This window comes from Bacillus sp. 05T31 (assembly GCF_056396725.1).
Genome location: NZ_JBFTMA010000002.1, coordinates 1 through 13,311, shown reverse-complemented (window position 1 = coordinate 13,311; position 13,311 = coordinate 1). Strand labels below are relative to the sequence as shown.

Annotated in this window: 10 protein-coding genes and 1 pseudogene; 4 read left to right on the top strand and 7 right to left on the bottom strand. The window is 35.2% G+C overall.

Annotation, left to right across the window (positions count from 1 at the left end):
* Window positions 1-4: 4 nt before the first annotated feature.
* Window positions 5-2,116: a (Fe-S)-binding protein gene (locus AC1DJR_RS00280; protein ID WP_429687966.1), complete on the bottom strand. Its 2,112-nt coding sequence runs from the start codon at window positions 2,114-2,116 to the stop codon at window positions 5-7.
* Window positions 2,117-2,507: 391 nt separating this feature from the next.
* On the opposite strand from AC1DJR_RS00280, the gene cls reads away from it, so the two are divergent.
* From cls to AC1DJR_RS00265, 3 genes are all read left to right on the top strand, one after another.
* Window positions 2,508-3,701: a cardiolipin synthase gene (gene cls, locus AC1DJR_RS00275; RefSeq protein ID WP_477001832.1), complete on the top strand. Its 1,194-nt coding sequence runs from the start codon at window positions 2,508-2,510 to the stop codon at window positions 3,699-3,701.
* Between the two features lie 33 nt (window positions 3,702-3,734).
* Window positions 3,735-4,688: a UV DNA damage repair endonuclease UvsE gene (gene uvsE, locus AC1DJR_RS00270; RefSeq protein ID WP_477001831.1), complete on the top strand. Its 954-nt coding sequence runs from the start codon at window positions 3,735-3,737 to the stop codon at window positions 4,686-4,688.
* A gap of 126 nt (window positions 4,689-4,814) precedes the next feature.
* Window positions 4,815-7,493: a DUF4084 domain-containing protein gene (locus AC1DJR_RS00265; protein WP_429687964.1), complete on the top strand. Its 2,679-nt coding sequence runs from the start codon at window positions 4,815-4,817 to the stop codon at window positions 7,491-7,493.
* A gap of 17 nt (window positions 7,494-7,510) precedes the next feature.
* Here the strand turns inward: AC1DJR_RS00265 and AC1DJR_RS00260 are convergent, their stop codons facing one another.
* Window positions 7,511-7,657 carry a quorum-sensing peptide PapR gene (locus tag AC1DJR_RS00260; protein ID WP_002034882.1) on the bottom strand — a complete coding sequence of 49 codons (147 nt, stop codon included), beginning with the start codon at window positions 7,655-7,657 and terminating at the stop codon, window positions 7,511-7,513.
* Between the two features lie 87 nt (window positions 7,658-7,744).
* A complete protein-coding gene (plcR, locus tag AC1DJR_RS00255) occupies window positions 7,745-8,602 on the bottom strand; it encodes a transcriptional regulator PlcR (protein ID WP_477001830.1) in 858 nt (285 codons plus the stop codon).
* 170 nt (window positions 8,603-8,772) lie between these two features.
* Here plcR and AC1DJR_RS00250 point away from each other — a divergent pair, with 170 nt between their 5' ends.
* Window positions 8,773-10,533, top strand: coding sequence for a M4 family metallopeptidase (locus AC1DJR_RS00250; protein WP_477001829.1), 1,761 nt, complete (start codon window positions 8,773-8,775; stop codon window positions 10,531-10,533).
* A 38-nt stretch (window positions 10,534-10,571) separates the two neighbouring features.
* Here the strand turns inward: AC1DJR_RS00250 and AC1DJR_RS00245 are convergent, their stop codons facing one another.
* From AC1DJR_RS00245 to AC1DJR_RS00230, 4 genes and pseudogenes are all read right to left on the bottom strand, one after another.
* The gene (locus AC1DJR_RS00245) at window positions 10,572-11,174 is read right to left on the bottom strand and encodes a response regulator transcription factor (protein WP_002089785.1); all 603 of its coding nucleotides are present in this window, start codon (window positions 11,172-11,174) and stop codon (window positions 10,572-10,574) included.
* Window positions 11,171-12,301 (bottom strand): sensor histidine kinase, encoded by a 1,131-nt coding sequence (locus tag AC1DJR_RS00240; RefSeq protein ID WP_429687962.1) that lies wholly within the window; start codon window positions 12,299-12,301, stop codon window positions 11,171-11,173. Before AC1DJR_RS00240 ends, AC1DJR_RS00245 begins: the two co-directional genes overlap by 4 nt.
* The gene (locus tag AC1DJR_RS00235) at window positions 12,302-13,036 is read right to left on the bottom strand and encodes an ABC transporter permease (RefSeq protein ID WP_429687961.1); all 735 of its coding nucleotides are present in this window, start codon (window positions 13,034-13,036) and stop codon (window positions 12,302-12,304) included. It lies immediately after the preceding gene.
* Window positions 13,033-13,311 (bottom strand): annotated as a pseudogene (locus tag AC1DJR_RS00230) (ABC transporter ATP-binding protein); the annotation flags it as partial. The pseudogene AC1DJR_RS00230 and the gene AC1DJR_RS00235, both read right to left, overlap by 4 nt.

The following is a 13,311-nucleotide window of genomic DNA, read 5'->3' as shown; positions in this document are numbered from 1 at the left end:
CAAACTACATTGCTTCTTTCTTCTGTCCGATAACTGAGCGTTCTAAAATCTCTGTTACGTCCAAAGTTTGAACTGTTTCTTCAACTTCTTTCGCTTTCGTGCCATCACTAATCATCGTTAAGCAATACGGGCATCCTGTACCGATAATTGACGGCTGTACAGCTAGCGCTTGTTCTGTACGAGCAACGTTAATACGAGAACCTGTCGTTTCTTCCATCCACATTAGGCCGCCACCCGCACCACAGCACATTCCCGTTTCACGGTTACGCGCCATTTCTACAAGGTTTACACCTGGAATTGCTTTTAGAATATCGCGCGGCGCTTCGTATACTTCGTTGTATCTTCCTAAGTAACAGGAATCATGGTACGTAACTGTCTCTTCAATAGAATGGACAGGTTTTAAACGACCTTCCTTCACCCACCGGGCTAGTAATTCTGTATGATGATAGACTTCTGCTTGTAAGCCAAAGTCCGGGTACTCATTTTTAAAAGTGTTATAAGCATGAGGGTCAATCGTAACGATTTTCTTCACTCCTGCTTTTTCAAATTCTTCAATATTTTTATTCGCCATTTCCTGGAATACAAATTCATTTCCAAGGCGGCGCGGTGTATCACCAGAGTTCTTTTCCTTATTACCAAGAATTGCGAATGAAATGCCTGCTTCGTTCATTAGCTTCGCAAATGATATCGCAATCTTCTGACTGCGGTTGTCATACGAACCCATTGATCCGACCCAGAATAAGTATTCAAACTCTTCGCCAGCTTTTGATTTCTCCTTTACAGTTGGAACTGTTACTTCATCGTCACCTTGGCGCCATGTTTCACGCTCTTTACGGTTCAGTCCCCACGGATTACCTTGACGCTCAATGTTTGTCATTGCACGCTGCGCTTCCGCGTCCATTTTTCCTTCTGTTAAAACGAGATAGCGGCGTAAATCAATAATTTTGTCAACATGCTCATTCATAACTGGGCACTGGTCCTCACAGTTACGACACGTTGTACATGCCCAAATCTCTTCTTCTGTAATAACGTCTCCGATTAAACTTGGGTCGTACGCTAGCACTGTAGCCGCTGATTCTTGTTGTCCTTTTCCAGCTGCCATCATCGCTAACTGATTTCCTTGTGTATTATTAAAAGCAACAACTGGAACCCACGGTGCTTTTGATGTTACCGCTGCTCCTTTATCAGTTAAATGATCACGAAGTTTTAAAATTAAATCCATCGGTGATAACATTTTCCCTGTTCCTGTTGCCGGACACATATTTGTACAACGACCACATTCGACGCAGGAATATAAGTCGATAAGTTGATTTTGTCTAAAGTCTTCAATTTTACCAACACCGAATGTTTCTTGTGTTTCATCTTCAAAATCAATTTTTTCAAGTTTTCCCGGATTTGAAAGACGACCAAAAAACACGTTAACTGGTCCAGCAATTAAATGCGCATGTTTTGATTGTGGAACATAAACTAAAAACGTTAACAAAATTAGTAAATGCACCCACCAAGAGAAATAGAACACTGAAATGGCTACGGTTTCATTTAATCCCGAGAAAACGTAAGCGATTGCAGAAGCGATCGGTTCACTCCATGAAAGCTCCTCGCCGTGCCATATAATTCCCATTCCATTACCAAGTAGCACAGAAATCATTAAGCCACCAATAAAGATAAGAACAAGGCCTGATTTAAAATTACGTTTCAAACGAACAAGCTTTTCAATATAGCGTCTATGAAAAGCCCAAAAGACTGCAATTAAAATAACGAGTGTGACAATTTCCTGGAAGAATGTAAATGCAGGGTATAGTGGTCCAAGTGGAAGATGCGATCCTGGTGCAAGTCCTTTCCAAACGAAGTCAATTGCTCCAAATTGGACAAGAATAAATCCGTAAAAGAACATAACGTGAATGATGCCGCTCTTTTTATCTTTCAGCAGCTTTTTCTGACCGAAAACATTGACCTTAAGAAGATCCCAACGCTCTTTAAAACGACGGTCAAATTCAATCTTTTTTCCTAATTGTATGTAGGCCATCCTTGTTCGTATAAGATATACAAACAAATACCCCGCATAAGCAATAACAGCAATGGCAGCCAGCCAATTAATGATTAGTAAGCTATTCATTTTATGCTACCCCTCTCTTTGTAAGCTCTCTTTCTTTTTTAGAATCTTCGAAAATATATAATTTTCTGAATTATATCCCCTATTCCCATTATATAATGAGTGAGCATTCAGTCAACAGTTTTTTGTTATACAACAACACATTTTTTAATAAAGCTGTTTATTTCGGTGAAACTATAAAGTGAAACTTTAATCAGTAGGGAGCTGTTTATTCCCTACTGATTATTAGCCCTCACCAATTGGGCTTTTACGGGCAGCCCGAATCCCAACCAACTTCTTTGCTTTAACCCAATTTTGAGGTGGGAGTCTTACTGCCCGCAAATAGCGGGATACAGTGAAATTTTGATTTGTAAAAAATTGATGGTGAAAAGACCGTGAAGGAGGGAATTTACTTATGTTTTTCTTATCTCTCTTGTTATTAGGCAGCGCTCTCTGGATTACAATCGACCTTTCATATGGGAGAATTGTTCATTTAAAGCGTGTACGTTCTCGTTCTTTCCCTTTACGTCAAAGTGATTTTCGCCTTTATACATACGGAAATGATCTATACGATGCTCTCTTTACTGATATAAAACAAGCTAAACACCATGTGCACGTTTTATTTTTTATTGTAAAAAACGATGATATAAGTCGTACGTTTTTAAAGTTACTTATCGATAAAGCACAAGAAGGAATTGAAGTAAGACTTTTACTCGACCGGTTTGGAAGTCATTATTTATCAAAAGAAGCGATTTACTCCCTACAAAAACATGGTGTCTCTTTTTCATTTTGTCATAAAGTGAAATTTCCTTTTCCTTTCTTTTCTGCAAATCAAAGAAACCATAGAAAAATTACAGTTATTGACGGGAAAATTGGTTATATTGGTGGATTTAACATTGGCGAAGAATATTTAGGGCATAATCAAAGGTTAGGGTTATGGCGAGATTATCATTTACGTCTTACAGGAGAAGGGATACAAGATTTACAAAAACAATTTTTACATGATTGGCTCGACGATACAGACCAAAATTTATTAGATTCATCTCTTTATTTTCCTATGCAACAACCAGGGACCATTCTACATCGTTTCATCCCTACTGATGGTGCCTATTTACAAAATACATTTTTACATTTAATCGAAAGCGCAAAAAAAGAACTCTTTATCGGTACACCATATTTTATTCCTGGAAAAAAAATTATGAATGCATTATTAAAAGCGCGAAAACGTGGGGTTCAAATAACTATTCTCGTTCCACAAAAAGCTGATCACGCCCTCGTTCGAGAAGCAAAATTCCCATATTGCCGAAAGTTAATACAAGCTGGTTGTAATATTTACGCTTTTCAGCAAGGATTTTTCCACGCAAAAATTATTATAGTAGACGATCATACTTGTGATATCGGAACTGCTAATTTCGATATGAGAAGTATATATATTAACCATGAAATCAATTGCCTTTTATACGATAAACATTTCATACAAGAAGTAAAACGTAAATTCGAGGAAGATTTGGAACGCTCCTTATTACTTTCCTTTGAAGATGTCAGCCCTCTCTCCATTATCGATAGAGGAAAGGAATGGATAGGAACGATACTCKCGTTCTTTTTATAGAGAMATTTCAAGGGCCAAGGAGGTGCATYACATATGATAATTCGATTTGGATATGTCTCACATGCTACGGCATTATGGGACTGTTCGCCTGCCAAAACAATGACATTTACAAGCTGGAAAAAGCTAAAAAAACAAGAGCGTGAAGATAAATTATATAATGTTACACTGCAAAATCTAGAACACACAATACGCATCCTTCATTACAATATTGCACACGAAATTCCATTATATCGTTTATCATCTTCTATCGTCCCGCTTGCAACACATCCTGAAGTTGAATTTGATTACATTCAAATATTCGCTCCACTATGGCGTAAAATAGGAGCATTAATTCAAGAAAACAATTTACGCGTAAGTTTTCATCCCAACCAATTCACACTATTTACAAGCGACAAACCACATATTACAACTAATGCTATTACAGATATGACCTATCATTATAATGTGTTAAATGCTATGGGAATTGCAGATTCTTCCTACATTAATATCCATGTAGGTGGTGCGTATGGAAATAAGGAGAAGGCAATCGAATGTTTTCATGAAAATATACAAAAACTCCCTTACCATATAAAAAGACAAATGACTCTTGAAAATGACGATAAAACGTATACAACTTCTGAAACTTTGGCTATTTGTCAAAAAGAAAAAATCCCTTTCGTGTTCGATTATCATCATCACATAGCGAACCTTTGTAATGAACCGCTAGAAGAATTACTTCCTATGATATTTAAAACTTGGTCACATACAAATGTCCTTCCTAAAGTTCATATTTCTTCTCCTARATCMGAAAAAGAATTTAGRGCYCACGCARATTATATTGATTTAGAATTTATTAAACCCTTTTTACACATTACAAAAAAAATTGACCATGATTTCGATATTATGATTGAAAGTAAACAAAAGGATTTAGCACTTCTTCAGTTAATAGATGAAATCTCTTCTATAAGGGGAGTGAAGAGAATAAAAGGCGCAACAATACAATGGTAAATTGTAACGTTGCGCTATTTTTTTCAAAAAGTATTTCTTATAGTAAAAAAGCTCCTGTTTTATATGCTATTATTTAAATTAGCATTTTCCCCCTGTGATTCAACTTTATTGAAACGGAGCCATTATATGATCAATCAAAAAAAATATGTACAATTTGTCATGATGTATATTATTATATTTTCTCTTTGGATATTCCTTATCCCTAAGGACTTGAATATAAAAGAAATTGGAATTCTCTTCTTATTTTGTTTTGCTGCACTCTTTTCTTGCTATTGCTTATATAAAGCAATTAAGAAGATGAAGCACGGTGACAAACTATTTTGGGTTCTAGTACTATGCACTTGTATATGTGGATTAGCTATGGAGATAACTTTATTTCTTCATTCACTTTCTATATATGATCAAGTCATATTCTCATATAAGGCATTGCCTTTCTTCATCATACAATATATTTTGCTCTTTTCTGGCTTTGCTATAAAGTTTATAAAACATTACTCTATTAGAGGCCTTGCTCAATTTTCATTCGATAGCATCTTTATTGTTATTATGAATATTTACTTTACCTTAACCTTTATTTTAGACATTTCAAGCTTTCGTATGTTAACAACAGATACATGGGTTTTAATTGGATATTTCATTGCACAATCATTAGTAATTTACGCCGTTATTAGCTTATATAGAAGAGAACAGTATTCTTCTAGTAGAATCTCATTAATTGTCGGCTTCACTATCATACTTGTTTACGGATATATACACCTGTTCCAGTTAAGATCAGGAATGGAAACTTCTTCTGAAGTCTCTTATTTAATACATACTGCTTCAATTTTATTAATCGGTTTATCGTCCATACTRTACATTTTRGATAAACCAATGCAACATGAAACKAARACKAAATATTATCGATTCGATTATGTACGCTTTATATTACCTTATTTTAGTATAATCATTACTTTTTCCTTTATTGTCATTCAACCTTGGGATGATAAGTTCATGTTAATCGGTCTCGTATTATCACTTATCTTATTATTCCTACGACAACTTTACATGTGGAAAGATAATCAAGTATTAATCGATACGTACGAACAGTTGACTACACAACTAGAAGGTAAAGTTGAAGAAGGCGCATCTGCACTATCAAAAAGTGAACAACGTTATAAATCTTTATTCGAGGATCATCCTGATGCTGTTTTTTCTTTAAATATGAACGGGATTTTTCAACAATCTAATAAGGCTTGTGAAAGTTTATTTACAGCCTATTATTGTGAAGTAACAAGCTATTCTCTTCAACACTTCATTGATCCACAAGATCATGAATTATTGAAGAAATCTTTACAAATTACAAAAGAAGGTAGACCACAAACTCTAGAAATTCGTACAAAAGAAAAAGAAGGCTATTATTATCACCTTCACATTACATTCATCCCTATTTTTATAAATAAAGAAGTTGTTGGGATGTTTGGTATCGCACGTGATATTACAACTTTATATGAAAAACAAAAGCAAGTAGAGCATATGGCTTTCCATGATGCACTTACAGGACTACCGAATCGACGGAAATTCGAAAAAGATTTAAAAACGATTTTAAATCTAGCTCAAAACAACACTAATGACGTTGCGGTTATGTTCCTCGACCTAGATCGATTTAAAAAAATTAACGATCGACTCGGCCATGATGTCGGGGATTTATTATTAATTGAAGTAGCAAAAAGATTACGTGGATGTTTACGTTCAAAAGATATCGTTGCCCGCCAAGGCGGAGATGAATTTACGATTCTATTACCAGATATGTACTCTGAAAAAAGTGCTTCTTTTATAGCTGAACAAATTTTAACTATCTTAAATAAGCCTTACTTTATTAAAGATGAAGAACTTTCTGTTACACCGAGTATCGGAATTGCAATGTACCCTGACTATGGAACCGATGTAACCGAATTAATGAAAAATGCAGATATGGCTATGTATCGAGCAAAAGCAAATGGAAAAAACAGATTCGTTTTCTTCTCAAAAGAAATGAGTATTGCGCAAAATGAAATACACTTCCTAGAAGGTGAGCTTTCAAAAGCACTACAACAAAATGAATTTTTCCTTGAATACCAGCCACAAGTAAAYACAAAAACAAAACAAATTATCGGTTTYGAGGCGTTAATTCGTTGGAAACACCCAAAACTCGGAATTGTATCRCCTGCCCAATTCATYCCTCTAGCAGAGGARACAGGATTTATTATTGAACTTGGYAATTGGATYTTACGTACMGCCTGCTTAGAAGCAAAGAAGTGGCATAACCAAGGGTTTTCTCACTTAAAGGTTGGTGTGAATTTATCTGTTGTTCAATTTAACCGTTCAGATTTAATCCCAACTATTTCAAAGGTCTTGGAAGAAACAGAACTAAAGCCGGAAGCGCTAGATATTGAGATTACAGAAAGTATCGCAATTAATCAAAATCATTCTGTAATTGCTAAACTAGAAGAACTTCAAAATCTCGGTATCCAAATTTCAATTGATGACTTTGGAACTGGTTATAGTTCTTTAGCTTATTTAACGAAATATCCAATCAATACATTAAAAATTGCTCGAGAATTTATTTGTGGAATTACAAATAGCCCTTTAGAAGAAGCGATTATCGCTTCCATTATTAAGCTATCGAAAGAATTAAATTTAGAGGTTATTGCGGAAGGTGTAGAAACAGAAGAACAATGGAAGTTTTTACATGAACAAAACTGTGACCATATTCAAGGATTCCTCTTTAGCAAACCTGTTTCTAGTAAAGATGTTTGGATGTTACTCCACAAAAAAACAACCGTCTAAGTAAGACGGTTGTTTTTTTAATATTCAAAAGGTAGATCCGCAGCTAATTGTACCTCTTGATCGTTATGAGAAATTACTTGGCTTTTCTCTAAAGCTGTATCCCCTAGTGAAATACCCCATGCCATCGCTAACGTTAATAGACTACCAATAAGTAGTTTCTTCATATTCCATCACCCACGTTTTTTCTTTWAATATATCATGAAAATTTATCCATATCGTATGCAATTATGCATATCCACTTTTTAGGCTTTTTATCTACTAATTTTATTTGCGAGCGCTTCTTTATATGCATGCATTTCTAATATATCAAAAAAGAAACTTGCCTTTTTATATGCATCTTCAATCTCTGCCCCATCATACTCCAACTTCCCTAGGCATTCACCTCTTTGATAATATAGCTGTCCAATTAATGCCATACTATTAATTCGGCACGATATTTCAATCGCTTTATTTACTTGATAAAGTGACTCTTCATATTGATCATCTAAGTATAATGCTTTTGCATGATTATACCTTACCTTCACGTCAAATTCTTCATTATCATGCAATGCCTCTAATTGTTTTAATATATCTTCAAATAACTCAATGCTCTTCTTAAAATAGCCATTTTCAGCATAAATATTTGCAATTGCATTTTCTATATAAAGATTTTGATACATATCTATCCCATTTAATTGTTGATTTAGTAGCTTTTTTAACTCTAGAATACAATATTCATAATCAATCTTCTTCAACACATACGCAGATACATGATATTGCCATTGAAGAAACTGCTGAAACTCAGGGTGATATTCTTCCTTTTTCAGCTCATTCCATACTTTATTATAAATTTCTTTATATTTCTTTTGCTTACAAAGTACAATAATTTGATCTTTAAACTGCTTTTTCTTCTCAATATCGGAATAAATGAGTACCTCATAAAAATGAATAATGGGAACTTGTAATTTYGCYGCAATACCTTGCAATATATCCATACTTGGGTATACCGCGCCCGATTCAATTCGGCTCACTTCCGATTGGTGACATATATTATCGGATAACCGTTTTTGTGTTAATCCTCTCATTCCCCTAATTTTCTTTATTTCGCTTCCTAGTTTTTCTGCGTGCATACTTRCTCACCGTCCCATTATAACAATCTAATTTTTTAAGTTGTCATACCACTACAATAATGTGCATTCGACAATTTTTGATATGAAATAATGCATAATATATATAAAATTCGGCAAATTCCTCATACAATTCATCTCACATACACAATACAAGATTAGGAGTGTTATAGATGAATTATAGAAAACTTGCTAGTGCTTTCGTTACATTCGGTCTTCTTTGTCCTTTATCAACAGAAGTTATTCACGCTCAAGAATTAGATAAAAATGAAGTAAAAGTTGAAATTGCTCAGCCTGGTTTAACAATCGGAAAATTAACACAACCTCAAAACGATACAAAAGAGAATATTGCTAAAAAGTATTTAAAAGGTGAGGTAAATGGGGCTAAAGCTCAACAAGAGCAAGTTACWACTGAAAWGAATGTMGATTYYCARCCTACAAATAAAGAAACAAAAGAAAATCAAACCGAATTACGCCTTGCACAAACATACAAAAACTATAAAGTATATGGTCAAGATCTCATTGTAAAAGTAGATAAAAATGGAGTAATTACAACTGTTAGTGGTAAAGTTGCCCAAAATTTAGACCAACAACTTAATCTTACTATAACAAATTTTTTGTCGAAAAATGAAGTAAAATCTAAATTACGCAATATACTTCAAATTCCAAGTGATGCGACAGAAACAGAATTTTCTAGCGAAACGGTAGTTTATAAGAAAAAAGATGGCTACTATACATACGCAACGGTCCTTACATTTACTTATGAAAACAATGAACAAGTTATAAACGGAAATGCAATCATGGACTTACAAACTGGTGAAGTACTTTTCCAAGAAAAGTTTATTAAAAATAAAGAGAATAAAACTATTAATCAAGTAACAGCACCTAAACTATCACCAGCGAAAGAACAAGGAACTGGGAAAAATGCGCTACAAGAAAATGTATTATTTAATATTGCGAAAGGCTCTGATGGAAAATTTTATTTAGCTGATTTATCCCGCGGAAATGGTATTTATATTTACAACGCAAACTACGCTGATTCCCTTGGTGGCGATAGCCAAGCTGGTTATCCTGGGACACTTATTTCAAGCGATAACTCTAACTTCTTAGATAAAGAAGCAGCTGGTGTTATGAAAAATATGAGTGATATTTACGACTATTTTAAGAAAGAACATAATCTGAAAAGTTACGATAATAAAGACTCAAAAGTTGTTGCTAGCGTCCACGGATTTGATTCTACTGAAGTTAGTGATGGTGTAAAAGAAAACTATGTAAATGCATTTTGGCATCCAGGTTGGAATCAAATGGTCTTTGGTGACGGGCTAAATGGAAAATTAACCTCTGCTCTTGACGTAACAGCTCATGAATTTGGACATGCTGTATTTAGTGGTACGACGAAAAATAAAATTGTGCGATATCCAAGTGCTGAAACATCTGCGCTAAATGAAGGTCTAGCAGATTTTTGGGGTACACAAATAGAATATTACGTAAAGAAAGATAAAGGAAATTGGATTATGGGTGATACGTTAGGTGGTCTAACAATTCGTGACATCCCAGGGGAAATTGGTGACGGCGGCAACAAACTATACACAAACTTAAAAGATTTCTATAATGATGGAAATGATCAAGAATCTCACGTGAATTCTGGAATTATCAGCCATGTATTATATCAATTAGCTGAAGGTAAAACGTATAACGGTATATCTGTTCAAAGACAAGGAAATGAAAAAGTAAGTAAAGTTGTTATGCGTGCATTGCAAAACTACGCAACTTCAGCAGAAGATTTTGAATCACTTCAATCTCACATTGTACAAGCTGCAAAAGACTTATATGGTAATATGACAGCAACAGAATTCGAAAAGGCTTTCCAAGCACATGGATATAAGGCTCTAGCAAAAATTAGTAAAGTAGTAGAAGTACAACAAGGAAAATAAGCAAAAAAGAAGTTTACCACTCATAGGTAAACTTCTTTTYATATCCATCCCTTTTCTTCCGCAATTGTAATTGCCTCAATTCTATTTTTCGCTTCCAGTTTTGCTAATACTTCAGAAATATAATTACGCACTGTACCAGGCGAAAGATAGAGCATCTTAGCAATTTCATTTGTAGTCTTTCCTTCTTTCGCAAGTACCAGCACTTCTTTTTCACGATCTGATAGCGGATTTTGTTCCTGCCATAAGCCAAACATTAGCTCCTGCGAAATTTCTCGCTTCCCTTTCATGACATTTCGAATTGCTGAAGCTAAGTCCTCGCTTGGGCTATCCTTTAATAAATACCCGTGAACACCAGTTTTCATTGCCCGTTCAAAATAACCTGGTCGTGCAAATGTTGTTAAAATCATTACTTTACAAGGTGACTTTTCCTTCTTCAGCGCTTCAGCAACATCTAAACCACTTTGAATCGGCATTTCAATATCCATAATACTTATATCAGGCCTTAGCGATTCGATTAATTTTAACGCCTCTTCCCCATTCGCAGCCTGACCAACTACTTCAATATCATCCTCTAGATCAAGCAGGGCTCCTAACGCACCACGAAGCATTCGCTGATCTTCTGCAATAATAATTCGAATCATGCCCTCACCTCATCTTTTCCTGTTCTAATAACAACTGGTACTTTTACTATTAATAGTGTCCCTGGATTTATCGTACCCAGTTCAACAAACCCATCAATAAGGGCGATCCGCTCCTTCATACCGCGAATACCGTTTCCATCATGATTTTGATTTTCCAAACCTACGCCATTATCCTCTACTTTCAAAATCAGTTCACCTTGCGATTCTAATACAGATACAATGCACTCCGTCGCCTTACTATGCTTTACAATATTCGTAACTGCCTCACGCAAACACATTCCTAAAATATTTTGTTCAATTGGTGATAACGAACTAGAATTAGCTTCTTGTTTTACTTCTAATTCAATATTAGCCGCTTGTAAAATTGCTTTTATTTGCTCAAGTTCTTCTTCCACTGTAATCATACGCATATCAGAAATTAACTCGCGCAGTTGTTTTAAAGCAGTACGAGATGTTTGCGTAATCTCCTTCGCCTCTATACTTGCGCGTTCTGGATTCTTCACAATCAATTTCTCCACAAGCTGACTTTTTAAAGTAATAAGAGATAACGTATGCCCTAACGTATCATGAAGATCTCTTGCGATTCGCTGCCGTTCCTCACGTTTTACTAAGTCTTTAATTTGTTCGTTTGCTTCGTTTAGTTGATTCCTTAACATCTTTTTCTGATTAAAATTACGCATTCCAAATGGCGTAAGAAGCATTAAAATAAACATCGGAACGATATTCACTAAACTCGGGATTGTTAGTTGATTAACATTTACAAATATAAAAGCTCCAAGCATTACAACTAATAAACATAACAACACACGAAATGCCTTCTTACTTGGTGCAAATCCCATCGCACTCGCCGTAAAATATCCGAACAATATCATGAARGGATTATAAAATAAAGCAAATGAGAATGTGAGCACCATTTGAATACACGCCCACAAAATGAACGTTTTGTTAACAAAATAAAGTTGACGGTATGTGACGGTGAAGACTATCAACATACCGATCCCTATTACAAGCTTCCATCCTGATACTTGCGTTAAATTATAGATTGGAAATAATAAATACACGAGCCACATATACGGGAAGAAACCCATCTGTTTCGGAAAAACTTCAAGCCTCTTCTTCTCTATCATTTATACCGCTTCCTGTCTTTTTCTTATATATATTGATACTACAACAAATATAAGGAAATAACCTCCTAGTACCGCTATATTTTCCCACCCAACTGACTTCCCAGCTACAATATCCCATGCCCCACTACCAAAATGATATGTCGGTGTCCATTCTCCAATAGACCTTAATACTTTTGGGAATACTTCTATCGGCATCCATAATCCGCCAACTACCGCTAAGCTCATATTTAAAATATTAGCCAGGCCAGCAGCTGCATCCGCCTTCTTAATTGAACCTATTACTGTTCCGAGTGCTAAAAATGGTGTCACGCCTAATAATAACCATAATCCGGCACCAATCCATTGACCTACTGTTAACTCAACATTATTAATTAATATTCCTGCCATAAAAATAACTAAGATTGAAAAAGCATTCACTACTGTTTGGGCAATAATCTTTGCTGCTAAATATGCCCCCTCTGGAAGTGGTGTAATTTTTAAAAGATGTGTCCATCCTTGCCCTTTTTCCTGAGAAAGTCTCACACCGAAACTAAAAAGTGCAGTCCCTACAATACTGAAAGTCGCCATTGAAATTAAATAATGTGCTTTCCAAGCATCTCCGTTTTGCGGGACTTGAACAACATTTGTAAAGATGTAATAAAACATAACTGGCATTAATAATGAGAAAAAGATAAATAATTTATTACGGAACGTACGTAAAATCTCTATTTTACATTGCATCCATAATGCTCTCATGCGATTTCCCCCTTCTGATTTGCGACAAACTGTTCAAATGCTTCGTCCAAACTTCCGCGCTCAACTGCAATATCCATAATAGGTAAATCTTTCTTAAATATTGCTCGCAATGTAGCATCTGTATCATCCGTCGTTAAAATAATACGCGCTTCATGAAACTGCACTCTCGTCACATGTGGCAATCCTTTTAATAACGCTGTTGGTATTTTCTCTGCTGCAACAAACGAAACTGTTTTTTGTGAGATTGTCGCTTTCATTTCATCCGGCGTACCATC